Annotated in this window: 13 protein-coding genes and 7 pseudogenes; 8 read left to right on the top strand and 12 right to left on the bottom strand. The window is 49.0% G+C overall.

Annotation, left to right across the window (positions count from 1 at the left end; genetic code table 11):
* Window positions 1-546: 546 nt before the first annotated feature.
* The 4 genes and pseudogenes from Hhyl6_RS23225 to Hhyl6_RS23210 all read right to left on the bottom strand — a co-directional run.
* A complete protein-coding gene (locus Hhyl6_RS23225) occupies window positions 547-2,370 on the bottom strand; it encodes a DUF2264 domain-containing protein (protein ID WP_483741583.1) in 1,824 nt (607 codons plus the stop codon).
* An 811-nt stretch (window positions 2,371-3,181) separates the two neighbouring features.
* The gene (locus Hhyl6_RS23220) at window positions 3,182-4,375 is read right to left on the bottom strand and encodes a glycoside hydrolase family 88 protein (protein ID WP_483741582.1); all 1,194 of its coding nucleotides are present in this window, start codon (window positions 4,373-4,375) and stop codon (window positions 3,182-3,184) included.
* Between the two features lie 308 nt (window positions 4,376-4,683).
* Window positions 4,684-5,130, bottom strand: a pseudogene (locus Hhyl6_RS23215) (transposase); the annotation flags it as partial.
* A 173-nt stretch (window positions 5,131-5,303) separates the two neighbouring features.
* A pseudogene (locus Hhyl6_RS23210) lies at window positions 5,304-5,696 on the bottom strand (transposase); the annotation flags it as partial.
* Between the two features lie 1,923 nt (window positions 5,697-7,619).
* Here Hhyl6_RS23210 and Hhyl6_RS23205 point away from each other — a divergent pair.
* Window positions 7,620-10,037, top strand: coding sequence for a polysaccharide lyase 8 family protein (locus Hhyl6_RS23205; RefSeq protein ID WP_483741581.1), 2,418 nt, complete (start codon window positions 7,620-7,622; stop codon window positions 10,035-10,037).
* Between the two features lie 61 nt (window positions 10,038-10,098).
* Here the strand turns inward: Hhyl6_RS23205 and Hhyl6_RS23200 are convergent, their stop codons facing one another.
* Window positions 10,099-11,373, bottom strand: coding sequence for an IS4 family transposase (locus Hhyl6_RS23200; protein WP_483741580.1), 1,275 nt, complete (start codon window positions 11,371-11,373; stop codon window positions 10,099-10,101).
* Window positions 11,374-11,525: 152 nt separating this feature from the next.
* On the opposite strand from Hhyl6_RS23200, the gene Hhyl6_RS23195 reads away from it, so the two are divergent.
* Both Hhyl6_RS23195 and Hhyl6_RS23190 read left to right on the top strand, forming a co-directional pair.
* Window positions 11,526-12,161: an IS6 family transposase gene (locus Hhyl6_RS23195; RefSeq protein WP_483741579.1), complete on the top strand. Its 636-nt coding sequence runs from the start codon at window positions 11,526-11,528 to the stop codon at window positions 12,159-12,161.
* A 73-nt stretch (window positions 12,162-12,234) separates the two neighbouring features.
* The gene (locus Hhyl6_RS23190; RefSeq protein WP_483741578.1) at window positions 12,235-13,644 is read left to right on the top strand and encodes a sulfatase family protein; all 1,410 of its coding nucleotides are present in this window, start codon (window positions 12,235-12,237) and stop codon (window positions 13,642-13,644) included.
* 218 nt (window positions 13,645-13,862) lie between these two features.
* On the opposite strand, the gene Hhyl6_RS23185 is transcribed toward Hhyl6_RS23190, so the two are convergent.
* Window positions 13,863-14,714: a fumarylacetoacetate hydrolase family protein gene (locus tag Hhyl6_RS23185; protein WP_483741577.1), complete on the bottom strand. Its 852-nt coding sequence runs from the start codon at window positions 14,712-14,714 to the stop codon at window positions 13,863-13,865.
* A 231-nt stretch (window positions 14,715-14,945) separates the two neighbouring features.
* On the opposite strand from Hhyl6_RS23185, the gene Hhyl6_RS23180 reads away from it, so the two are divergent.
* Window positions 14,946-16,286, top strand: coding sequence for a nickel pincer cofactor-dependent isomerase, group 22 (locus Hhyl6_RS23180; protein WP_483741576.1), 1,341 nt, complete (start codon window positions 14,946-14,948; stop codon window positions 16,284-16,286).
* A 183-nt stretch (window positions 16,287-16,469) separates the two neighbouring features.
* Window positions 16,470-17,567 (top strand): Gfo/Idh/MocA family protein, encoded by a 1,098-nt coding sequence (locus Hhyl6_RS23175; protein ID WP_483741663.1) that lies wholly within the window; start codon window positions 16,470-16,472, stop codon window positions 17,565-17,567.
* A gap of 460 nt (window positions 17,568-18,027) precedes the next feature.
* Here the strand turns inward: Hhyl6_RS23175 and Hhyl6_RS23170 are convergent.
* Together Hhyl6_RS23170 and Hhyl6_RS23165 are read right to left on the bottom strand one after the other, a co-directional pair.
* Window positions 18,028-18,287, bottom strand: a pseudogene (locus Hhyl6_RS23170) (Rid family hydrolase); the annotation flags it as partial.
* Window positions 18,288-18,302: 15 nt separating this feature from the next.
* Window positions 18,303-19,145: an SDR family NAD(P)-dependent oxidoreductase gene (locus Hhyl6_RS23165; RefSeq protein ID WP_483741575.1), complete on the bottom strand. Its 843-nt coding sequence runs from the start codon at window positions 19,143-19,145 to the stop codon at window positions 18,303-18,305.
* 157 nt (window positions 19,146-19,302) lie between these two features.
* Between Hhyl6_RS23165 and Hhyl6_RS23160 the strand changes: the two are divergent.
* Window positions 19,303-19,806: pseudogene (locus Hhyl6_RS23160) on the top strand (transposase); the annotation flags it as partial.
* A gap of 160 nt (window positions 19,807-19,966) precedes the next feature.
* Here the strand turns inward: Hhyl6_RS23160 and Hhyl6_RS23155 are convergent.
* The 3 genes from Hhyl6_RS23155 to Hhyl6_RS23145 form a co-directional block, all read right to left on the bottom strand.
* Entirely contained in the window at window positions 19,967-21,133 is a 1,167-nt protein-coding gene (locus Hhyl6_RS23155) for a mandelate racemase/muconate lactonizing enzyme family protein (protein ID WP_483741574.1), read from the bottom strand.
* 40 nt (window positions 21,134-21,173) lie between these two features.
* A complete protein-coding gene (locus Hhyl6_RS23150) occupies window positions 21,174-22,325 on the bottom strand; it encodes a hypothetical protein (protein WP_483741573.1) in 1,152 nt (383 codons plus the stop codon).
* Window positions 22,326-22,524: 199 nt separating this feature from the next.
* The gene (locus Hhyl6_RS23145; protein ID WP_483741572.1) at window positions 22,525-23,325 is read right to left on the bottom strand and encodes a creatininase family protein; all 801 of its coding nucleotides are present in this window, start codon (window positions 23,323-23,325) and stop codon (window positions 22,525-22,527) included.
* 309 nt (window positions 23,326-23,634) lie between these two features.
* Between Hhyl6_RS23145 and Hhyl6_RS23140 the strand changes: the two are divergent.
* Window positions 23,635-24,043: pseudogene (locus Hhyl6_RS23140) on the top strand (transposase domain-containing protein); the annotation flags it as partial.
* A gap of 16 nt (window positions 24,044-24,059) precedes the next feature.
* On the opposite strand, the pseudogene Hhyl6_RS23135 reads toward Hhyl6_RS23140, so the two are convergent.
* Window positions 24,060-25,334 (bottom strand): annotated as a pseudogene (locus Hhyl6_RS23135) (IS4 family transposase).
* A gap of 139 nt (window positions 25,335-25,473) precedes the next feature.
* On the opposite strand from Hhyl6_RS23135, the pseudogene Hhyl6_RS23130 reads away from it, so the two are divergent.
* Window positions 25,474-25,695 (top strand): annotated as a pseudogene (locus tag Hhyl6_RS23130) (IS6 family transposase); the annotation flags it as partial.
* Between the last annotated feature and the right edge of the window lie 1,029 nt (window positions 25,696-26,724).

Below are 26,724 nucleotides of genomic sequence, written 5' to 3'. Positions count from 1 at the left end.
GACGACACTATCTTCGCCTTGCCACATCGAATGAGCGAGGATGAGCAGATCTGGTTCGTCACGAATTTTGACGTAGAGAGCCAGACAATCGGACCGTACATGGCGGCATTCGATCGCCGCTGGGACATCAAGCCGTCATATCTGAAAATCTGGGATTTCTTGTCGAGAACGTCGTCACCGACGTTGTCGATACACTTGTTCTAAATTCTGCTTGCGGTCTCGGTGTACAATCTGTGGGTGTTAATGAACACCCTCTATTCACAGGGAACGATTCCGAGGAAATAGCCACTTTCGACACGTACTTTCCGGACAGTCCTTCTCTCGATAATACGGTAACGAGTGAGCCACATCGACCGGGATGGCTGGTCAGAGCTACCCAATTGAGTGATAACAACCAAGACTGCCGTCACTCGACAGCTGTTCCTCGGTTTTCGGTTTTGTTCGGTAAACCTCTATTTCAGAATTCCTTAGTTTAGCTGCCGAAAGAAACGGACTTCCTCCAGTCTCAGTTTGATTCGGCAGCTACTAATTAGCGCGCGGAAACTCTCATTTTGATCTGTGAATCTCTATAATCTCGCCACTTTCGATATCTGGATCTTTGATTTCAATATTTTTATCTTGGAGATGTACTATTGGTTTCTCATTCCAGTAATCTTTATTCTTTACTGTCGTGCCCAGAACTGCTGTAGCCAGGATATGCTCCCCTGGTTCATGAACATCAGTTAGTATTGGAACAAGAGTACATGGATTCATTATGTTAGAGTTTGGATCTGATTTTGGAAGATCAGAATCTCGGTTTTCCATTAAATCGCAGATTCCACTCATATGCGTCTTATTGTTGGCTTTGACATATGTGTCCCCTTTACATGACGAAATCTGAGATTCGGGTGTTCTATTTCGTTTATAGGCGACCGGGAATCCGCCTTCAATACTCCTAATTGTACGGTTTGTTGAGATTTTGTGGATTCGGATATGCCAGGGCATCTTTGGCACGACCCATGATTCAATTTCGACACCATTCCACGGTTTCCATAAAGAATAGGGTAACCCATTGCGCATACTACCTTCTTCCAATTCGTCTCGTGAGCGGTAATATCCAGACTCATCAGATACGGTGAGTGTATTATCTAATCCCTGACTAGATAGCTTGGAGCCACCAGTTCGAGTGTTAAAGCCAAATCCAGTAGCATAGGCGAATTTACTATACTTTTCATCATACGGCGTCGCTTGACCGTGAGTGAGAGCACACACGAAATCATCTTGACTACTAGAATAGATAACCATGCCACTCTCTTCTTGAACATGTGTTTCAGAACGAGTTGGATGTTGTTCCTCCTCAGCCTCCCAAAATGGATGCGAAGGAGGTAGTGCAAGTGGCAAAAATGTTTTCATTGCCCAATAGGGAGAGGTTGGAGAGCTGTAATCTTCGATAATTGAGCTGTTTGGGTATCTATATCCCAAACTTAGTACTTTATCAGAATCAAAGATCGGCTGTTGTAGCCACCACCGAATATTTTGTAACCAGATATTTTTTATTTCCCCCCACGGAAGTGCTTCAACTCCTGCATATGCCAGGGCGCCCCAAAAAGACCCTTGTGCAAACCTATACAAGAGGCTCCTCCCATACGGGAGTGCTTCTCCTTTTTTAGTGAACCGTAATCTAAAATCTGATGCAAATTGTTCTGCACGCTGCTTAAATTTACTTGAACGTCCAGGGTCGATATCTTCAGCTAGCTTAGAATAAATTAAACTGTAAAAATGAAGAGCCCAGGATATGTAGTAATCTCCTTTATTTGGCCCATCAGTGTACCATCCGTCTCCTTGATAAAATTCTTCGATCCGGCTGAGATCTGATTCGACTTGTTCCCAGTCATAAGGTGCACCAATTTTCCGCAAGCCAAGGTTAGTGATCACTCGGAAGTACAGCCAGTTATTGTCAATAAGCTCAACATTATTTATATTATAAAGCCATTCTGAAATTTGTTTTTGTTGCCCTTGAGTCAACGGGTACCATAGTCGTTCGGGAATAAGTGCCAACGCTAAACTAATTGGTGGCGCTTCAACGGCTTTCTGTGACTGGTCAGTGATTTTTCCCCAGTATTCCTCATGAGTCTGGTCAGTACCGTTGAGCAAACCCTTACGATAGTATTTCCACCAGTCAAAATTTCCGTTCCCTGCTGCTAACGGTGCTAAACCCCAAAGCGGCCGTGCAAATCCCTCAAGTTCAGTATCTGGCTGAATCGCCCCCAGACTGCCAACCTTGACTTGAGCCTTTCCATCACTGAAATTCTGTTTTAGTGGGTCAAAGAGTTCTCTTACTAGCTTTTGGACATCGGTTCTAGTTTGAACATCTGTAGCTATTGTTGACATGATCTATAGTTCTTTTATGTTAGTAGTAGTGAATGTGTCTATGATTATTACTCTGTATTTGTGCCAGCATTCAACTTCACACATGCAATTGTAATCTATTGTGTTAGTGCCTATAATATAAATTCTCGGGCATCAGCTCTATTGTGTAAACCGCCTCGAAGTTCAGCCTCGAAATTTCTCATAGACCTTTATTCTATGCCTCAGAAGAGGCAGGAGACGTATACCTCCCACTCACAGTCAGTATCCTGCAATTCACATACGGGGTACGGGTGCGCCTACATCGTCTGCGTTTTGCCAACGAGGGGGGGGAGATGCTGTAAGCCGATGTACTTTGTTGCGTATTTGCATAACTCGGATACCAAGCACCGCCCAGACGAAGAGTTCACGGCGATCTGACACCAACTCGTGCGAACGACTGAACGCATCGAGAAGACAGCGTGGCAACTGTACTGGGACGGCACAGAGAAAGCTGGAGAAATCTTTGGCAGTGGTTCCTGTCTATGGTGATGTTTGGGGTCCAAGCCATCGCAGTGGTTCGTGATCCACGACACCTTGAATCCCGTCGAATGGCTGTTGGGCGAATCAGTAAGCGATGCAAGGACCATTGGACGTGCTAGACAGGGAAGGGAATGTAAGCGTCACTCAAGCTTCGGCTGGTGCAGTACGCTGATCTAGGGCACTAACAGTCGTTCTTTGGCGAATTGTATCAGCGACCGGACAAAACAAACAATCTGTACTCTCTCAATTGGGAGTGATAAAGGAAAACTATAGACCTTGTTGCGACGGGACTAAATCATTCGCCAGGCAGGTACTACCAGTACGGTTCCCAATTTTGGGTTGCTCTGACTAATGCTTCAAAGAAGTAGTAGTCACCCCAGATACAGCACTCGTCGACCCCATTTCCTGTAGGCTTACTGTATACTCCATGATCAAGAAGTCCATTCGAATCTTTATTTTCTGTGGTATAATCCTCGCATAGTGACACGAGGATTTGAATAGCTGCGTTCCTGTATATTGGTCTGGATTCATCCACAATCGGAAGGACTGTTATAAGCTCGTCCAGGCCACAAACTGCAATTGCAGCTGCTGAACTATCACGCTCCTCGTCACTTGACTCAATATCTAAATCCCAGTAAGGTACGTTGTCAGCGGGTAGGTTGGAGAGGTAGTAATTTGCTGTTTGCTTAGCTGTCTCAATAAATTGTTTATTATCAGTATATTGATAGCTGAGGGGGAAACCATAGATTGTCCACGCTTGCCCTCTAGACCAGCAAGAATCATCAGCACAACCTTGATGTGTCTCACCACTGAGTGGTTTATTATCATCTATATCAAATTGGAAAGTATGGTATGTTGAGCCATCACTCCGAACGATGTGATCTGCTGTTTGTTGGGCATGAGAACAAGCGAGATCCTGGTAATATTGACGGTTTGTTGTCTCTCCAGCCCAGTATAGAAGTGGGAGATTTAGCATGGTATCAGCTATAATACGACCGTGTGCCCAAGGTCTCTCTTCTGGATTTTCAATGTCACCCCATGCTTGAATAATTCCAGGACCAGAGTGAAATCGGTCTGTAAGTAAATCTGCAGCTCTAAGTCCCAACTCTCGAGCATCTGGGTTCCTAGTCACCTTGTAGCTGGCAACGGCAGAGAGCGTGTAAAGAAATCCAAGATCGTGGTGATTAAGATGTTGCTTTTTCTCGATCCTCGTTGAGAACGAGTCTAAGTGGGATTCTGCTATATTCCGGTACCGATCTTCTCCAGTTACCTCATAAGCAAGCCAAAGCATCCCAGTCCAAAAGGATGTGGTCCATCCATAATCATTTTTGACCGGCTGATAATTCAACTCCTCACTTGCAGGGCCTGGGAACTGCTGGCTACCAAATTCATCTATTAGAGAATCTATTTGATCTAAAACAAATTCAATACTATTTTCAATGGTCTCTCGATGATTCTCTGGTACAGTAGAATACTGTTCAGTAATTGAATCTAGGTGATGGTTCATCTTAATTCGTATTTCATAATATCCATATTTGAATATAAACCTGCCGGTTAGGAAGGTAAGCTGTTTTTCCGATAGTATTCAGACCGGAATCTTATGGTAGTATACGAAACTCTGCAACTAATTTTTAGCTGTTTGCTGATTATCATGGTTAAAGCAGTTCAAGAATGGCGTTGATTGTCGATTGGGTTCTCGAAAAGTTCGATCGACAGTTCTTCGATTTTCGCGGCGACACAATTAAAACCGGAGAGCAGTTCGCTGGATTTCGACGGCTTCGCGGAAGGACCGTTTGATATCGGCACGAAGCAGCGCTACGTCACCGAGAATCGTCCAAGAGCTCTGTGTGCAGCACCCAACTTGAGGAGGCTGTAGGCCAGCATCAGCAGGTGCCAGTGCCGACTGGTACCTGCAGCATGCCGGAACTCGCAGTCGCTAAAGCCGAGGTCCTGCTTGGTGTCTCTGAAGAATGTCTCGATGCGCCATCTCATCGCGTACAACTCGATGAGTTGGCTCGCGGGCGCGTCGATCTTGTTCGACACGATGTACTTCACACTCGGTTCGTCGTCCTCTTCATCGGCACTCGGTTCTTTCGTCGTAATCAGCAACTTTACCTCTCCGAGGCGACCGACCTCACGCTTCTGCGTCCAGATGTGGTAGGTGTCTCCGTCAATTGTCCGTGGAACAGTGTCGAAGCGCTGGTCGAGCGCGTCGACACGGATCCGGTCACCACCGTACGTGACCAGTGTGTCACTCTTGACGGCGGAAACCCACTCTTTGCCGTAGCCTTCGAGGTGTGTGACGAACTCTTCGGAACAGTAGAGCTCATGTCGAAGAGATAGGTGTCGCCCGGGACACCTATCTCGATGAGTTCATCAACAAGGTCAATAGCAAGCTCAACGCGACGTTTGGCGTTTTTCTCGTAGAGGCGAAACCCGAGTGGATAGATGGTTTTCTCGTCGGCGTAGAGTGCGTAGATGAGGTTCTGTCCCCAGATGTAGCCAGGAACAGTGTGGTCGTAGAATTTTCCCATGTTGGGGATTTTCTCGCCCGTTTTGTGCGTGAAGGTGTCGTCGATGATGACGACACCTTCACTCGACCAGCGAGTGTCGTCGGCTTGCTGGAGAAGCTCCAGGCGCTCTTTGTGCAGTTGATCGTCGTCCCAGTCGTACTCGGTGAGGAACTTGTTGAGAGCGCGTTCGCTCTTGGCTGGAAGCACGTGTGTTGAGATGCCGTCCACGGTCTTGTTGCTGGCCGCAACAAGACCGGTGACGTAGGTCTTGGAATGATAATATTGCCGGGTTGAAAGGCAGTTTAACTCGTCGATTGCAGCGGTACAAGACAGAAACGACGTAAGTGGGGGAATCCGATCTTCACGTCTCTCTACGCGCTACATCAGCATAAGGTGCGAAGTCAAGTAGTTAAGTAGCAACTCCTGATTGTGGTCGGTGGACAGACCTTGCACGTGGATTTCATTGAGGGCCTCTCTGATACGACGAATTGTTCCCGGAATCGACCAACATGTCTACGACCCTTTGTTTCCGTCGTATAATCCGCGTTCGCAGTTGGATAGGCTACGCAAATGCGACTCCTGCTTACGCTTCTGACCTCTGAGACCTGTGGAGAATTAACACTTCGCTGCCTTCGATCAGCGCCTTCGAATTCTCCTATTTAACTTTTAGTCACAAATCTCGCGATAAACGATTCATCCCTCAGGAGCGTTTCTTATTAGGTGGCCCATTTTGTGGTGGACAATAGTCCTCGTAAAATGATTATTTCTCACGGGTGTGTTTGTACTGTTGAACATAGGATTTCATTGACTATATGGCGCCTAGATACATTACACTACTAGTGATGTAATACATTGGTGGGCTGAGATAGACCATATTCAATTCAAGACTGGAATCATTCTAATTTTGAAAAATCATTCACATATGCTCAGAAGAGATTCAGAGTCATATTTGCCGTCGATATATACCACAGCTAAAAAATATTATTTTGTAGTGATAATATATTATGTTATGTGCTATACTAAGAGATATACAGTGAATGGGACATAAGAAGTATTCCTATCGGATCCGTCAATTTACAGAACGCCAAGTCAGCATTGGTGAATACCTACTCGATGGTTTTGTAAGATGCAACGGTTGTGTCTGCGTTATGGCGGGAGAAAACGAAGAGGCGGTGTTTTGCGGGTTTGGAACTCTATCTCTTTACCCATGTTACGATAGCTAAGAATAAATCAGCTGTCGCCAACCCGGACGAAACTGTTGACTCCAAGGAGAATTGTGGGTTCGTCGAGTAGGAAATGCTCACGCTCTGTGCACTTCTCATCGAGCTGAGCAAATCCTATCGCGTCACAATGGATTTACTCAGTACGATATTGGGCGTCGTCAAAGAAATGGGGATCACACAGCTACCCTCTGCACTGAGCTCCGGATGCGGTTTTGATAAATTCCGGTCAAGACTGTTGATCGGTCCACATGTGCTTCCAGCCAAGAGTGATACGCGCGCCACCTACAGTGGTGAAAGGATCCGTGTCGACGCGTTCGGCCAGCACGTCGACAGAGTTCCTCCAATGATTGTCAGAGATTTCTACCATATCTAGACGCAGAAACGTGAGTATAGACGGCTCGATGAGGGCAAGTTACTGATCACGACAAAGAACCTAGTGGCGATGACGAGGACGACAGTCAAAGCGTGAAGTACATTGAGTCAAACAAGACCGATGTGCCACGGGTTATCTCGTCGATTTGTAAGCAATGAGATCGTGGATAACGACATTCTTCAGAACACTATGCTAGAGCTCGTTGTTGGAAAATGCGAGCTCCGGCATACTGCAGGTCCCAGTCGATATTGGCACCTATTGATGCTACCCTACAGCCTCCTAAGTTAGGTGCAGTACTCAGCACTCTTGGAACGATTCTTGGCCGAGCAGCATAGTTTTGAAGAGACATCAAATGTACCTGCATAAAAGTGTCGAACATCTCATTTCTTGAGTGGTCAACGACCCAAGCTAAAGTATCGACGATCTATTATTAGAAGTCGGGGAGAATTTTCGCCTAACATGCCGAGCAAGTAACTAAGCATCACTGTCCTGCCACTCTGTTGTATTTAATCCGTCTACTTATCGCGGCCGATAATATTATTATACATTAGCATCTTGTGGATAGTATGCCAGTACCATGGCAACCGGTAAGTGGTGGCATAGTCAATAAAAAAACCAAATTTGCCTTTAACGGAGGATACAATGACTCGTAATTGGTCCCGTCGATCAGTCCTACAGATTTCAGGAGCCGCATTAGCAGCGCCATTGTTGTCAAGTTCTTCGAGTGCTGCCACTGAAGACGCAGACGAATTTGATCGTCTACGTCTAAAATGGAAGGATTATCTGACTGGGGGCGATATTAATCCAGACGATCCGGCCTACGAATCTGACATTGAACGTATTAATAGAGCTGCGAAAAATCATTGGGAGGATATGATCGTCTCCGATGATCGAACACAGCTTTGGGAAGATCTTTCAATCCCTACTTCTGGTGGCTTGCTAGCTCCAGCGGATATCACTGATAGTTATCAGCGACTGTATCAAATGTCCCTTGCGTATGCGACGCCTGGGGCGGGTCTACAGAACGATAGTGACCTTGCTGAGGCCATTATTGATGGTCTCGAGTTTATTTATCAACGTGTCTATAACGAAAATGGAGATCGATTTGGGAACTGGTGGCCTTGGGAAATCGGAATCCCTGCCCGACTCACTAAGATTTGTACACTAATTTACTCCGAACTCACCAGTGAACAGATATCTAAATATATGAGCGCGATTGACCATTTCCTTGAGAGTCCAAATTATCGTAGATCTAGCTACGAGCCATATACCAAAAAAGTCGAACTAAACGGGACGAACCTCATGGATGAGGTTGTGAATCTGGCTCTACGTGGTATACTAGGTAAAAATGGCGAAAAAATCAGTGAGGCTCGAGATGCTGTCGTAAATAGCAATATCTTCTCGTACGTTGAGGATGGTAATGGCTTCTATAGGGATGGTTCATATGTTTTCCACGATAATATCCCATATATTGGTACTTATGGAAGGATCCTGCTTCAAGGATTAGCAGAACTACTTTTGGTATTTGCGGACTCGCAATGGGAATTGGATAAGGACGCAGAGATTATATACAAAGCAGTCAGTAGGTCCATCGCTCCGTTTATGTATAAAGGTCTTATGATGGACGCAGTTAGTGGACGTTCAATAAGTCGATATAACTCCCAAGATCATCGGAGGGGACATGCGATGACAGCAGATATCCTTAGACTAGCTGAATCAGCTCCTGAGCCCTATAAAGGAGAATTGAAATCGTATGCTAAGGGATGGATCGAATATGATGATTGGGATGATTATTTCGATGATGCCAATATCTTGGAAACCACACTAGGTAACAATCTTATAGAAGATTCATCTATCTCGGCTAAGCCAGAGCCCGTAAAGCATAAACAGTTCTATAATATGGATCGGGTAGTTCATAGCCAAAATAACTGGACATATGTAATTAGTATGTGTTCAGAACGAATTGCGAGATATGAGTCAGGTAATGATGAAAATCTCCATGGGTGGTATCAAGGAGATGGAATGACCTATCTCTATAATGAGAACGATCAGGGCCATTATACTGATGATTTTTGGCCTACTATTGACCCATATCGACTACCAGGCATTACGGTTGATACGCAAGAGCGCGATGATCTCCCCGGTTGGGAATCCACAACTCCGGACACTAAGTGGGTTGGTGGGGCAGAACTCCAGGAAAAGTTCGGCATTGTAGGCATGAAACTAGATGCTGAAAAAAGCACATTGTCCGGAAAGAAGTCTTGGGTTCTTCTTGATGATTTAGTTATAGCACTTGGTGCAGATATCTCTAGTAATGAAGACAGAGCTGTAGAAACAATCATAGAGAATAGGAACCTCCATAAAAATGGAGATAATGACTTTGTCATTGACGGGGATAATGAAAACGCCTCCACTTGGTCCAAGACCTACGAAAATCCCGATTGGGCCCATCTAGAAGGTGTTGGAGGGTACCATTTCCCCGAAAGTCGTAGTGTGAATGTTCTACGTGAGGATCGTACTGGTGCTTGGCAAGATATTAACCCAGCATCTACTCCAGAGGACTATCCGGAAGTCACGCGCCGATATCAGACACTATATTATGACCATGGAGCTAGTCCTAATAACGAAACTTATGCATATGCTCTCCTGCCAGATTCTAACCCGGAAGAAACTCAAGAACGGAGCCAGGACCCCGATTATAAGATAGTTCGCAACGATTCTAATGTGCAAGCTGTCTCAGTGCCTCGCTTGTCTATTTCTACCGCTAATTTCTGGAAGCAAGGCTCTATTACATCTTCGCCAGGGCACTTCGAAAATATGGAAGTGAGTGGTCCTGCGTCAATAATGCTAGAACGCGATTCAAACGAACTGAATATAGCCGTCTCTGATCCTACTCGAACCCAAGAAGTTCTGACTATCGAACTCGATCAGAAAATGAAGTCTGTTGTCCATAGTGACGACTCCATCAGTGTCACTCAACTCCATCCGAATGTTGAAATTGAAGTGGACGTAGGTGGTACTAAAGGAAGAACGCATGAACTGACCTTGAGTCAAAACTAATATACTTGGCTCAAGTTTCCACGGCAGTGTTTAGTTAAGCGTGAAAGGCATTCGTCTTTAGCTAAGACTCACACCTCGGTTTCGTAGCGGTAGCGAGCGTATCTTGTAAGGTCGGGCGTTGCCGGTGGATCTTCTGTGCCTCTTCGATCAGTCGCTCCAGCAACGGCGGTGGCGAGTAGCCGAGATACTCCCCGAGCTTGTGGAGGATGAGCTGGGCGTGCGACCGGAAGGTCGCCGCCCAGCGTTCCGGCGGAAACACGATCTCATCGTCGGCTTCCTCGGTAACCAGATCCAACAGCTCACGGCTGACCAGCAGCGACAGCAACGCCGCATACAGCAGAATTCTCACCACAGCTGGATTGCTTGTGTCGAATTCGTCCAGTTCGTACTGCGTCTTCAGCTCACGAAACAACGTTTCTACCTCCCACCGACACCGATACAGCGTTGCTAGATCCGCCGGCAGAAACTCCTCTCTTGGCAGATTCGTGATATAGAGATGGTAGTCGTCGGCGTCTTCGTCACGGACGCCGACGACGCGGAACCGCTTCGTATCCAGCGACTGCGTCCCGTTGTACAGCCCGCGTTTGAACTCCGCTTCGACCTCTACGTCGATGTACTTCCGCGAGAGGTCACTGACCACATCGTGGATCTGCTCGCCCTCCAAGGGAATGGCGCGGCCGCGCCATTCCCGTAATTCCGCTGTAATCACCGGATTCGCACTCTTCTTCAGCCGACTCACGAAGTAGCCGTCGTTCTCGTCGATCAACGCGAAGCGGCGGTACTTGAAGTACGCCAGATCGAGCAAAACCAGCCGTCCGCACAGCCACGAACCCGTCTTGAACAACGAGCTGTCGTGCGTTTTCTCATCAGTCACGTCGATCCGTTCAATCGTCTCCTCAGTGGCGTTGTGGAGCAGGTGGAGCTTCGCTCCAGCCTGCTCCTCGTGACGGGCTTGGAACTCATCAGAGAGGAACTTGTGCAACCGCAGCACCGTTCCATCAGCGATCATCACATCTCTGAATCGGTCGATATCAGCGTCAACAGCATCAGGGACAGCGACCTCGTCGAGTCCACGCTCGACGAGGTCGCGGAGATACTCTGCGAGCAACGGTGTCAGCCGGTGATAGAAGCCACCAGAAGAGATCGGTTCGTCGGCTGTGGCGTTGTAGCAGCGTCTGAACCCAGCGAGTGTTCGGCTCTCGCCTGCGGCGAAGCCGAACACGAGCGCCCACACGAGGACAGGAATCTGAAGCTTCCCCTCTCGCTCGACCACGCCGAGTTCCTCGGCGTGCTCTTCGAGGAACTCGGAGGGAAACAGTGTAGTGAGCCGACGCATAATTCTTGATGAGGAGCCGGAGTTGTGCACAGACTCAGCTTCCTCATTCCTCTCGAAAAGTAGCCTCGATAAGTCGTCGCTGTCACGCGGTTTGTCTCTTAGCTAAAGACGGATGAGCGTGAAAGGTGAGGCGGGCGGATTTCTTGGTGCCTATGCCAGAAATCAGCCGCCTCAGCGGGAATAGAGAGTGGATTGATTTGGATTTTGTGGAACGCGAGCGGACACCCGAGCCAGCGATGGCACTGGGTATTCAATCGCACGTTGCGGGGCTGTCACTGTCGAATACCGTCGAATTACTCGATTTCCTGGGTGTCCAACGCAGTCGAAAAGCCATCCACGACTGGGTCCAGAAGGCCGATCTACAGCCAGAATCCGGGAAAGAACCGAATCAGGTCGCGCTCGACGAAACAGTGATTCGGATCAACGACAAGCAATTTTGGCTGTACGCCGCCGCCGATCCACAGACGAACGAACTGCTTCACGTCAGGCTTTTTACCACAACTACCACCGCTCTTACCGAGATATTTCTCCGCGAACTGGGGCAGAAGCATGATGTCGACGCCGCCGTCTTTCTCGTTGATGGCGCTCAACACCTCCAAACCGCACTGCAGCGTGCTGGCCTCCGATTTCAGATACGTCACCACGGAAATCGGAACGCTGTCGAGCGAATTTTCCGAGAGCTGAAGCGTCGAACGTCGTCTTTTTCGAACTGCTTCAGCCACGTCGAACCGAACACAGCCGAAAACTGGCTCCAGAGTTTCGCTCGCTGGCACAATGCTCCAAACTAAACACTACCCCTAATATGAGCAATATAGTCTGGAACCGGTACACATTAGCATGTATTAGCCAATTCATTGACTGATGAATCGCCCAAATGTAATTCTCATTATGACGGATCAACATAATCATCAGGCGTTGAGCTACGCAAACCATCCTGATATTGAAACACCAAACATAGATCGGCTTGCAGACTCTGGTGTAGTCTTCGATAATGCATACTGTCCATCGCCGATTTGTGGTCCCTCTCGTGCTTCGATTTTCACCGGTCAGTACCCACAATCACATGGGTTTAGCGGGAACAATTCGGGATACGATACAGATGTTTCTCTTCTTCCTCAAGTGCTCCAACAAAACGGTTACACAACTGGTTTAGTTGGGAAGCTCCACTTGAACCCAAAAAACACCTCACATGGATTTGACATTCGAGAAATACACGATGCGATGTACGATGTCTATGACGAAGAAGAGCCTTGGTGTTCTGATTACGTTCATTGGCTAGCAGAAAAGAAGTTTGATGAGAATATCAAGAAGGTGATTGAGTTAGCAAATTCTGATGAAAATGCCCTTCTGGAGCGGTATAATATGTACCGGTTTTTGATGGGGTCGAATTGGCGTACTGAAGAGGAACATTCGAATACTTGGGTAACTCAAAAGTCATTAGAATTCCTCAAAGAGTATTCCGAAGAACGATTTTTCCTTTTTACATCCTATTTCGGTCCCCATCAGCCAATGGCCGCGCCTGGTAAATGGGAGAATTATTACGACCCCGACAATATTACCATCCCACCTGAACTTTCTCTCAATCCAAGTAAACGACCCTGCGGGCGAGCAACGATTCAGAGCGACATTGTAGCGAGATACTTTGATGAGTACGATTGGTCTGAGGAGCAATATCGGAAGGTGCTCGCAGCGTATTACGGACAGATCTCTATGATCGATCACGGCATCGGAAGGCTCTTAGATGAACTCGAACGCCAGGGTCTCAAAGAAGAGACAGTAGTTATTTTTACAAGCGACCACGGAGATCATGCAGGCCAGTTTGGGTGGTTTGCCAAAGGAACGATGTACGAGAACTCAGTTCGGGTCCCCCTTGTCATCGATGATCCAAGTGCACAGTCGATGACTGGGGGGCGAACCCAGCATGTCGTGAACAATCTCAGTCTCTACGACACGATCCTGGAATCGTGTAAGATCGACCATGGAATCGAAACAGCAGGTAGATCTCTCCAACCGCTATTGAATGACCCTTCATCAAAAGAGTGGGACGACACTACGTATAGTGAATTGCAAAATTCGTGGATGCTTGTCACAGATGGTTACAAATTGATTAGACAGAAAGCCCCTAATGGTCACCACGTATTTGAGATGTACGAGACGTCTGAGGAGATACCCGATAGAACAAATCTCTGGGATCGGCCGGCACATCAAGAGCGACAAGAGATGCTCTTCGACAAATTAGAACGTCGTATGCCAGATACTGTTATGAATTGATTTGAACTCGGTTTGTAGCAATAGCACACACTAGCTATATTCGTTAACGGTGGTTCTGTGGGTCCTCATGGGTTCTAGGTACGGACATGACGTAATCGGTGTGCCGATCCGAACAGGTCTAAGGGGGACCAATGGAATGACGTTTTGCTACTCTCGATTTCTTAGTTAGTTTTCGAATTAAATCATCATCCAGTGAACTAGTCAAAAAAAGTAACTACTCAGCTGCTAACAACAGAGTTTTGCAGAGTACCGATACCTTCTATTTCTGCTTCAACTGTTTGGCCCGGTTCCAGAACCTCGACTGGATCGCGGAAGATCCCAACGCCACCCGGTGTTCCTGTCGAAATGACATCACCGGGGAGGAGCGTCATTGCTTCACTAATGTAGGATAGCAACTCACCAATGTCGAAAATGAACTGCTCAGTGTTCGAGGCCTGTTTGGTCTCGCCGTCCACACGGAGTTCGACGTCGAGCCCGTTGGGATCGATATCGTCTCCAGTCGCTAGTACTGGCCCCATCGGAGCGAAAGTATCGTAGCTCTTCCCGCGGAAGAACTGGCCGTCGGCCTCCTGGGCAGTTCGTTCGCTTACATCGTTGAGTATAGTGTAGCCTGCGACATGATCGTATACGTCTGCCTCGTTGACAGCCGACATTGTCTCACCGACCACGGCAGCGAGTTCTACCTCATAGTCTACCTGCGCATCGCCATCGGGATTTGGGTGGATGATTGGATCGGCGGGATTGGTGACGGTCGTTGGAGCCTTGCCGAAGAGCATTGGGCTGTTTGGAATGTCCTCATTCTGTTCCTCGGCGTGGTCACGGTAGTTGAGGCCACAGCAGACAATCTTACCTGGCTGAGGAACTGGTGCGAGCAGCGAGACTGCTTCCGGGTCAACCATCGTCAACGAGCCGTTCTCGACTCGATTGGCGACCCGGGATCGGTAACTCTGATTTGCAATATCAGCGAGCGTCGGTTCCCCCTCCGGAAGATCCGAGAGTGCGTGAATGGCATCTTGAACTTTGAGACCCCAAGCAGGAGTCGTCCCATCGGTGTAGCGAACAAAGTGCATCATCTTATGAAGGAACGTATCTCTCCTTAAATCTTGAGATTATCCAGCGATGAGTACTCTTCACAGAAATCGTCGCGGCGTTCGAGCGCAGCACGTTGTAAATCAGTCTTGTCGATCTCTTCGCAACGTTCCACGAGTGTATGTATAATTCGGACTGGTGATTGTTTGTTCGCTGAAAATCCGAATACGGCATCAGCTATGTTTTTTATGGTCTCGATATACAGTACGAACATGGAACACAACCTAGGTGCCAGTGAACTCTCCGTCCCAGAAGCAACGATTCTTGAGGCCTGTGGCAACCCCGAACTACCAAGGGTCGGTGTTATCGAACAGGTCTGGGAGACTGACTCGCTTGCTCCAGCCGAAATCAAATCCCACGTCAGAGAGGCCGTTGACACACTCGAACTAGCCGACGTACCCAAGGGCGGTGAAATCGCACTCGGCGTCGGTAGTCGTGGGATCGAGAACCTCGCTAGTATAGTCGATGAGACCGTCTCTGCTCTAACAGACAAAGGGTATGACCCATTTATTTTCCCGGCAATGGGGAGTCACGGTGGCGCAACGGGCGAGGGCCAACGAGAGATGCTTGCAGAATTAGGGGTCACCGAAGTTTCAGCTGGCTGTGGGATCAGATCGAACATGGATGTGATCGAGGTCGGACGGACCCCTGAGCGGAACGTACCAGTTGTCGCCGACGCCCACGCCGCCGGGGCCGATGCCATTGTACCGATCAACCGTGTCAAGCCACACACCGACTTCGACGGGGCTGTTGAGAGTGGCCTATCGAAGATGCTTGTCATCGGGATGGGAAAGCAACGCGGCGCAAAAATCGCTCATGAGTGGGCTGTCGACTGGTCATTCCGGAATATGATTCCCGAAATTGCCGGACAATTGCTGGAAGAGTTACCTATTGTGGGTGGCATTGCCCTGGTTGAGGACCAGCATGATGACACGACGCTGATTGAGGGCGTCCCACCGAGTGGCTTTCTAGATCGGGAGCGGGAACTACTCGAACTCTCCTACGAGATCATGCCGACGCTGCCCTTCGACGAACTTGATGTCGTTGTCTTTGACCGGCAAGGTAAGGACATCAGCGGCCAAGGTCTCGACACAAATGTCATCGGTCGCCGGACCTTCGCGATCAATGAGCCGGAACCTGATTTGCCTGACATCAAACGGATTTACACTCGCGGACTGACTGAGACGACACATGGCAACGCAATGGGAGTCGGCTCTGCTGATTTCGTCCACGAAGACGTTGCAGCCGAGCTTGAGGCCGAGACAACGCTAATTAATGCACTCACAGCTAGCACTGTCCGCGGAGTTCGCTTACCGCCGGTCGTCGAGAGCGACCGGGCTGGCCTTGTCGCGGCGCTGTCGACTATTGGTGTTGTCGATTCCGAAACTGTCCGCGTCATCCGTGCTAGGGACACTATGAATCTCAATCGACTGATTGCCTCTGAGGCGCTTGTCGAGGAAGCGCGGACGCGAGAGGATCTGCGCGTCATTGCAGACCCGTCACCTATCGAATTCACTGATGGCGAATTTGCTGCTCCGTCGTTGGAAAAGTAATCGAACTAGCAAGCCTAGCGATACACATAAAGTACCAACCAGCGGACCAGCACACCTACAAGTTTTATTACCTGGAATGTAAATAGTATACACATAGTGGTAATCAAGGTGGAGTGAGCTGCGTTGGTCTTCATTACGAAATGTGACTGACACATGTTCTCCCGCCGCAGAAATCATATAACTATGACATACAGGGCTGGAATCATTGGATCCGGCGGTATCGCAGGCATGGGTATTCTCGGTATGCACGACGAGGAAGCTATCGGGAAGGAAAAAATTGACGCAAGCCACGCGGGTGGTTATGCGAATACTGAAGAGATCGAACTAGTCGCCGTCGCTGATATCGACAGAGAAAAACTAGACCGGTTTGGAGAGGCTTGGGATATCCCAAAGGAACGGCAGTACGTTGGACATGAAGCGATGCTGGCCAACGAGGATCTTGATGTAGTCTCTGTGTGTACGCCGTCGTTCCTCCACGAAGAACACACGGTCGCGGCGGCCCGCTCTGGCGCAGCTCCGGACGTCATTTGGTGCGAGAAACCGATCGCCTCTCGGGTGAGCGCGGCTGAGGAGATGGTTACTGCGTGCGAGGAGACGGAGACGGAACTAGTTGTCAACCACTCTTTCCGTTTCACCGACAAACTTCAGCGACTCTACCAACTGGTCTCCAAGGAAGACCTGATCGGCGAAGTGCAGTCGGTCAGTACTCAGTACCGTATGGAACTGATGCGTAACTCTACGCACGTTCTGGATACGCTCGTGTATCTCTTGGACGCCAGGGCGGACCAAGTGAGCGGCTACATCACCGGAGAAAATGAGGCCGTGGACTCACTTGATGCGAGTGAGGATGTGGTCGATGCTGGTGGTGGCGGGCACGTAGTTATGGATGATGAGACGTTCGTCACTATCGACTGTACAATTCCACGAAACATATCATCGATGACATTGAACTTCGTCGGTACCGAGGGGAAACTCTATCTCAACAACGATGACGGCGAGTGGCGCTACTGGGATCTGGTCGACGGAGAGCACGTGGAGCGTTCACTTCCTGGCATCGACGGTGCCTGGACCTGGGAAGATGACTACAAGGAATCCTTCACCAATGCGGCTCATCATATCCAGGATTTGTTGAACGGTGAAACGGAAAACTACTCACCTGGCGTCGAAGCCACTCGATCCCTAGAAATAATTGTCGGCTTCTATCTCTCGCACTATACCGACAGTACTGTAGATGTCCCCTTGGAGCAGCCGCTTCGGGATATATCGATCACGTCTTGGTAGACACGGTCTGTACTCCTACACACCGTTGCTTCCGATGTCTTCACCAGCCAGCTTTTCCCTGCCGTGATTTAGTTTAATATTGGGATTTTAATAATACAGCTAAAATTTCCCATTCAGACTTTTGGCTCTGTTGACTCGATGGAAACGCTGCTACTCTATGAGAGCGTGAACTAAGATCTGGGGCGCAAGAGGCCGAGAGGATTTCTGTGACACAGAGCACGTTCTGTTGACTGGTCCGTGTACGAAAGAAGTCGAGTCATGGGCGTGACAGGCCGGATGCCGCGCGGAATGGTCAGCGTAACATTTGCACATTCGGGAGGCACTTTTCGACCCAACGGCTCTGTTGAAACCCTTTCGCTGTCTTGCGATTTGCTGAAAAGCCAGTTTCGTATCGGATCCGTCTGATCCGGTCGGAAGATCCGGTCTTCTCAATGTCAACTCTGAAGGGTTTCAACAAAGCCACCTCCTCATAATACCGCATGTCTTTGACGAACACCGTCGTCTTGACCACATCAGCAAGTTCCGCACCGCCTGCCTCAGTGATGGCTTTGACGTTTTTTAGTGTACGCTCAGTCTGTTCACTCGGTGTCCCGGAAACTACTTCTCCTTTATTTGGATCGACAGGCCCCTGACCGGAGACGTACATTCGCCCCCAGAAATTATTCCTTGCGAGCACGGACCGATGCTATCCGGGGCGTCGTTAGTTGTTATCTTTTCCATGCTTTCCAACCTATTTCAGTTACGCTTTTGTATATCACCAATCTGATATGTTTCGTTAATAAACGATGTTGGGAGGCTAGTTGTCAGTCCGCCATCAACAACAATGTTTTCACCGGTAATGAAGCTTGACCGCTCAGAGGCAAGGAAGAGTGTAGTGTCTGCAATCTCTTGTGGTGAGCCAAACCGTCCAAGCGGATACTGATCGAGCCAGCCGACCCGAGCACTGCTTTCTCCTGTCCGATGTTCAGTTCTCTTCATCTCCTCACGTCGATTAGCAGTTTCAATCGTTCCTGCGGAGATTACATTCGAGCGAATTCCGTGTTGACCATAGTGGGCAGCGATATTCCTCGAAAGCGCGAGCAATCCGCTTTTTGCTTCAGCATATCCAGAAAGTCCGATGCCGAACAAACCATTGACTGAGCCCATATGGATCATCGAACCACCGCCAGCAGCCACCATTGCTGGCAAGACCTCCTTGCTCAACAGGAACTGACTCTTGAGATTTAGATCCACCATCCTATCGAAGGTCTCTTCATCGCACCGGTGAATTGAATTTGCGGAATCATCTGCGCCACCTGCGTTGTTCACCAATACTCGAATATTACCGAATTCCTCACAGGCTGTATCAACGAGTTTTCGGACTTGGTCCTGCTCAGTAACGTCACATTCAACAGGTACAACACGCCCATCATGCGTATCTGTGAGTTCTTCGGCAACGGGTTCAACACGGTCGTATGATCTTGAGCAGATAGCGACGTCGCCACCGGCTTCAGCGAATAGCGATGCAATCTCACGACCAATTCCACGAGACGCACCCGTAACGATTGCTGGCCGATTCTGCAGTGATAATTCTACCATAGCGGATCAATTGATGAGGCCCCACCTATTGAATTTTGTTCTGTACTCTTGGAGATGACTTGTCTCTACGCTCTTCTGTAGAGAATTGTTGGTGAGTTGGAGCAGTAGCTGGAAGTCACAGCGGCAAGGGTGGCGCGGCCGCGCCACCCAACTAAGCATGATTCCACTTAAGACATTCGTCTCGGAGCGTCGAGCCGCGAATCTGCTGGCACAGATTTGCTGGCGTGACGGCGTCTATTGCCCGCCCTGCCGTGCCGAATCCATGATTCGGTACGGCAGCTATCGGGTGTTTCAACGGTATCTGTGTAAGGATTGCAACCGTACGTTCAACAACAAGACCGGCACGGTCTTCGAACACTCAGCGATACCGCTCAGGAAGTGGTATTTCGCCGTCGACACATACATCCGGCTGAACACGAGCATTCGGCAAGTTGACGCCGAACTCGCCGTTTCGTACAAGACTGTCTACCGGCGCGTCCAGCGCTTTCCGCGGGCGCTGGACGTGCCTCGGCCACAGATCGAAGAGCCAGTAGAAATCGATGAACTGTACGTCACCGCCGGCAAGAAGGGCCGCGAACTCGACCGACCATCGCGCCTGCATGCCCTGTCCACGCGCGGTCGTGGAACGTATCACGAGGACAAGCCGCCCGTGTTCATCCTCTGGTAACCAGTCGTCGTGTGATAGTTGAGAACGGTGGACCGTTGAAATGGCCCGGTTCATACCTTCTAAACACTAAGAACAGAGATTTCTGTGAATACTAATTCCGTCCTGATTACAACTTCGGAATTCGTTGAAGAAGCGAACTACCGATTCAATTCAGCTATATTCGATATTCCTCGATTGCATCTAAGTCGACCGTGATACCAAGCCCGGGGCCACTTGGTGCAGGAAGGCTGCCATCAGAAACGTTGAAGGGCTCATCAATAACATCTGCCTCCCAAGCATAGTAAGTCGAATCGGGTGGTAGTGAGAATCCAGGAATACCACTGACTGCGTGGAGAATTGCAGCTGTCCGGATCCCGAGATCAAACGCACAGTGATGAGTAAATGGGACACCCGCTTCTTCAAGCACTGCTGCCTGTTGACGAAGTCCACTAATACCGCCCGCTGGAGTAAGGTCAAGGACAGCCACGTCCATCGCACCAGCCTCAACCAACGAGAGGATATTGTGCGAGATGTATGTGTCTTCGTTCGGTGCAATAGGTTGGCGCAAGCGTTGGCGTAATCTCGATAACGATCTGTGTGAGTCGACTCGAATTGGTTGCTCGAGATACTGGAGATAGATCCCAGCGTCCTCTAGCATCGAACCGACACGAACCGCTTGATCGAGTGTCCAGCCCTGATTAGGGTCTAATCGGAATTCGAGGCGGCCATCTGTCTCGTCGTGCATCGCTTTGATTCGCTCGACGTCTTGTCGCCAATCCTTCCCGGCCTTCGTTTTAAGAACATCAAATCCACCCTTGAGCGCCTCCCTTGCTTTCACACGGGACTCTTCTGGTGAAAGAATGCCTAGGCAGAATGCAACCGGGACCTCTGTTGGGTTTGGGTCTGCATTTCCGATTTTGGCACGATGTTGCTGAGCCCCCTGTGACGGTGCAGTCCAACCTCCAAGTAATTCATACACTGGCTGGTCGAGGGCTTTCCCGACGATATCCCAACATGCTGTTTCAACAGCTGAAAAGAACATATCAACATTTGTATATTCAACAAACACTTGGCGTCGGAGGCGTTCAATTTCGAACGGAGACTGGCCGGTAATTAGTTGTCCGACGCCATCTTGGATTATAGCCTCGGTAGTAGAGGGTGACAGAAACACACGCATTTCCCCCCACCCGATAACCCCCTCGTCCGTATCAACCCGAACAAGTACGCGCTCCATCGATTCGAGCTCACCATGATTTGTGGTATACGGTGCGATACCCAAATCATCGTCAAGGTCAGTTAATGGGACATCTACAGTAACCGCTGTTACGTCTGTTATCTCCATAGTTGTGAATTATTTGGGGGTAGTAAGAAAGTATCGCTTGTCACAAACCATCGGCGTTCGTTGCTGCCCCAATCCACTCTAGACTTTGCTCGGGCAGTAGACCGTAGTTATAGAAAGATACGCGCGGGACCTCTTCTATTCGGAGCGCGTCTACAATCTCACTGAGTGTCTTTTCGTCGTGAATCGCTGGATGACCTGGGAGAAGGCCCACATGAAGAGGAACATCCGGAGTTAACTCATCGACCGTTCGATACTGGTCCAGTACTGACTCACGTGAAGACTCATATGCCGGTAGGCAGTAGTAATCTACGTGCTCCGACAGCTGATTGAGATCAGAACCCACCATCCATTCTCGGCCAGGTTCGGGTATACCAACATAATAGCCGAGAGGAACTGATCCACTAGCCGATGCCAACTTCTCGTAGAGAGCCGAAAGTGTGTTTTCTCGGACGTTAACGTAGTCTCTCACTGCGTCGCTCTCCCGAAGCCACAGTTCGGGCGAGAGGTCGTGTGGGATAGTTCCATTAATGATGCAGTCTAGCGTTTTGACGACGGTTTCGCGAACAAATGGGACATCAACTCCAGCGTCAGCGGCAGCGTCCTGGCAGTGGTCACAGAAACAGAGGCCAAACAGAAATTCACCTAAAGTGCCTAATTGTGTGTGAATCTTCTGATGATGCCAACCGAACCCTGTTCCGTAGAAGTAGTCGAATGTCTCTAATTCAATGCGGTGAAAATGCTCACGAGCAGCTAGATCCTCAATAAGTGAAATTAGGTAGTGTTGTACATTAGGATTGGAGGGGCAGAGACCGAAGACTAAGTCGTCGCCATAAGCTGATGTCAAGGTCACATCACGGTGTTGCATTCCAAGCCGTGAATTGTGACAGCCAATAGTCCAAGATGTCAACTTCACGTCTGACAGCTCTGTAGCAATATCTGCAACCCAGTCGCCCATCATCTCTGAATATGGTACCGGCTTCAGCTTCCCGTAGTTATCCCCAGGAGTGAAGTACGAACTCGCTCGGGCAAACAGAGTTCGTCGCTCGGGATTACGAGGTAAAAAGGCCTGTACAGAGTGATAATTGGTAGCCAGATTTATTTCACTGATACCTAATTCCGTAAATTGGGTAGCGACACGATCAGGTCCCTCTGCCAAAATATCCCAGGGGTATGCCCATGTAGCAAATTCCATACAAACACCTCGATCAGGACAGTAATAAAAGTACAGGAGGCATTCTTGATAACATGCATGAATATTCACATATAGAATATGTGCATAAAATTAGGATAGCAGAGATAGCATAATAGTACAGTTGCGGATTGTTCAGTGTTGTAAGTTGTAACTCCTTCTAAATCTTCTTTTCACAGCCATTCTATATTATTACTATCTTCTACGAGTTATATTCATGGATAGTGACTAATAACGCGGCGAGCTCTTCGCTTATAACCGATAGTATCTGTTCCCCCTTCTCAGCGCTAGCCTTTTTTGTTACACCGATTGCACCCGATTCAGAATAAAAATCAAACGAGCGGTACACACCAATAGATCCACCATCAAGCAAATCTTGGCTAGCCCACTGATATGGATCATCGAGGGGCTCACTGTCACACTCTCCGAGTTCAGTGACAAGATCTGGCCGGAGTGCAAGCATAAGTGATGTTTCAAACTCTCCGCCGTGTGCCATACTACCAGTATCACTATCTCGAAGTGCGTCAATTTGATCCGATGCTAATTCGAAATATGTCGTCCCCAAGATCTCAGCATTGGTATCAGTACCGACTGTACTAACGACTGACGAAATCAGTGGTCCGTTACCTCCGTGTCCATTGACAAACAACACAGCATCGAATCCATTTTCGAGACCAGTACTGGCGATATCTTCTAGCATCTTTCGCAACTTCTCGAACCCGAGTGACAACGTCCCACCAAACACGAGGTGATGTGGCGAGAAACCGCTCCAAACTGGCGGTGTCACTACAGCTGGGACGTCATCAAGCCGATTAACCGCAGCATCGACGATAGCCTCAGCGAGAATCGTATCTGTGGCGACTGGCAGATGGTTTCCATGTTGTTCAACACTCCCAACAGGGATTACTAGAATCGATCCGGATTTTTTGCCAACGTTTCGAATTTCACTGGCGGTCATCCCTGCAAATTCTTTCGTATTCTGACCGATAGTTTCGTATATCATGGTGAGTTACATCCTCATTGAGAACCTCTACACATTTGTTGACAGTGTCGGAGAGGTCCACATCTCGATATTGAACTCAAACATAATATTCTCATCGAATACTCCGTGTTGTCGACTTCGATCTCGTGGTCAAGACCCGTGTATTTGCCTCTACCGTCTGCAAAGGTCGATAACCAGTTAACTAATACCATCGGAGCTTATTTATGGGTGCAATATCTCGGCTTCGCCTGATGACAGACCAACCCAATAGGAGGGGGCCCTGTCTAGTTGAGGGATTGAAATCTGAGCAGACTATAGCGAGAGGTGTTTATGACACTCGCAGAACTGCTCAAAGAAACGTTGAAAACGGACAGCCAAGACGTTTGGGAGAACGAACGCATCCCGATACCCGCCGGCGATTTGGTGTGCGTCTCCATACGGCGGGGCTATCGATCAGGGAGACGGTTTCGATCTTAGACTAGCTGGGTATCGATCGCTCTACGGTGCGGTCTGGAACTGGGTTCATACGTTGTCTGAGGCACAGAGTGACCCGCCGACGGCGTCGCCGCCGTGGGCCGCAGTCAGTAAGAAACAGACCGAGGTTGACGGCGAGAAAAAGTGGCTGTACGCGGCGGTCGATACAGAATCAAAAATTTTGATATTACTGCTTGAAATCGACGTGTTCAGCCGCGTCGGGACTGACCCCATGGTGGCGTTCCTATCTCGGCTCACCGAGAAACTCCATTCGTCTTTAGCTAAGACTCACACCTCGGTTGCATAGCGGTAGCGAGCGTCTCTTGTAGTATCGGCCGTTGCTGGTGAATCTTCTGAGCATCTTCGATCAACCGCTCCAGCAACGGCGGTGGCGAGTAGCCGAGGTACTCACCGAGTTCGTGGAGGATGAGCTGGGCGTGCGACCGGAAGGTCGCCGCTCAGCGTTCCGGCGGAAACACGATCTCATCGTCAGCCTGCTCGGTGACCAGATCCAACAGATCACGACTTACCACCAGTGACAGCAACGCCGCGTACAGCAAGATTTCCACGACAGCTGGGTTGCTTGTGTCGAACTCGTCCAGTTCGTACTGCGTCTTCAGCTCACGAAACAACGTCTCTACCTCCCATCGGCACCGATACAGCGTCCCTAGATCTGCTGGGAGAAACTCTTCTCTCGGGAGATTCGTGATATAGAGATGGTAGTCGTCGGCGTCCGCAACGAGGACGCCGACGACGCGGAATCGCTTCGTATCGAGTGAACGCGTCCCTTCGTACTGACCGCGTTTGAACTCCGCTTCGACCTCAATATCGATGTACTTCCGCGAGAGATCACCGACCACATCGTGGATCTGCTTACCCTCCAAGGGAATGGCGCGGCCGCGCCATTCCCGTAATTCCTCCGTTATCACTGGATTTGCGCACTTCTTCAACCGACTTACGAAGTAGCCGTCGTTCTCGTCGATCAACGCAAAGCGGCGGTACTTGAAATACGCTAGATCGAGCAAAACCAGCCGTCCTTGCAACCATGAACCCGTGTTAAACAACGAGCTGTCGTGCGTTTTCTCATCAGTCACGTCGATCCGTTCAATCGTCTCCTCAGTGGCATTGTGGAGCAGGTGGAGCTTCGCTCCAGCCTGCTCCTCGTGACGGGCTTGGAACTCATCAGAGAGGAACTCGTGCAACCGCAGCACCGTTCCATCAGCGATCATCACGTCTCTGAGTCGGTCGATATCAGCGTCAACAGCGTCTGGAACAGCGACCTCGTCGAGGCCGCGCTCGACGAGGTCGCGGAGGTACTCTGCGAGTGACGGTGTCAACCGGTGATAGAAACCGCCGGGAGAGATCGGTTCGTCGGCTGTGGCGTTGTAGCAGCGTCTGAACCCAGCGAGTGTTCGGCTCTCGCCTGCGGCGAAGCCGAACACGAGCGCCCACACGAGGACAGGAATCTGAAGCTTCCCCTCTCGCTCGACCACGCCGAGTTCCTCGGCGTGCTCTTCGAGGAACTCGGAGGGAAACAGTGTAGTGAGCCGACGCATAATTCTTGATGAGGAGCGAGGGTTGTGCACAGACTTCTCCACCTCATTCCTCTCGAAAAGTAGCCTCGATAAGCCGTCACTGTCACGCGGTTCTCGTCTTAGCTAAAGACAGATGACCGAGAAACTCAATATCCCCGAAACAGTGTTTCTCGTCGATACTGGTGGCTATCCGACTGCCCTCCCTCGTCACGATTTAAGCGGTCGGCTTGAGTACCGAATACAGAACCACATCGAAAAGTGGTTCTAGACTGAGACCATGCGAATCGACCGCTTCCACCAGTTTTGGCAGGGCAGTCAATCAAGCGCGAAACAGTGGCTCCGACGTTTTAGACACCACTACAACCACGAAAGACCAAACTAGGAACTTGACGGGCGAACGCCAGTTGAGGAGGTTCAGAACTAGACAGTGCCGATTTACAGTATGTTATGGGCCGCTTGGAGAGAATCCGATTTACCTTCTCTGTTTCCTCTTGATAGCTGGAATAGTACAACCAGTCAAATCAAGTGTGATTTAGTAATCTTAGAACCACATCTACCATCACTCAAGTAGTCTCCTTACTTCTTCCTCAAGTGCCCCCATATTCAATATAAGCTAAAAGATAGGCATTGTATTCGATTCTCACCCATATATTTATTTAATTTTATTATTTAGAAGGAAGATTCCTATTCTCATCCTAATGCTGCAAATAAAACCAGTATCAAGTGATCTCGGGAGAACTAGCGATGAGGGGGCACCCATAATAACACATGTACAGTAGTTATTTACAACATTTTTATTTAGTTGATCAAACTTGAGAAGCAAGCAAACCAAATCGAGATGTACCTATGTGGCTTTTATATCTGCACAAAGAGACGATAGATGTGGACAGCTAAGACATTTGGTAGAATGCGAAGACCAAACCCTCCCCCACTGATTTGAGTGCACCTCTACACACTGAGACTGGCGATCAAAGCGAAATTTAGTGTTTAGATTTGCTGAGCATAGATAACTACGGGAAAGGAAAGCAAGTGCTAGGCACGCTAAAAATTCTTGATACTGAAGATCATCTTCTGGTAGACAGGATACAGTTCTCATTCATTAACGTTCCTCTCATCCTGACAGTGGACAGCTCCACCTATAGAATGATACTAAATCCCCTTGCAGGAGACACCAGGTTTCTGGTGAAATTCACTACGATAACGAACCTACCTATGGATTATACCGTTTCATTCACCCATTAGACCCATCTCCTGAGTGATACTGAATCATCGTAGAGAGGACACCAAGTTTCCGATGAAATCCACCACAACACCAACTGTCCCTGCTGATTATACGGCTTCGCGTTCCGACAATTCGTCCCCTGAGCGATACTGAATCATCAGAGAAGACACCAAGTTTCCGGTAAAATGA

It is taken from the genome of Haloarcula sp. H-hyl6 (genome assembly GCF_056934455.1).
The sequence above is the reverse complement of the archived record's forward strand: the minus strand, read 5'-3'. Positions and strand labels throughout refer to the sequence as shown.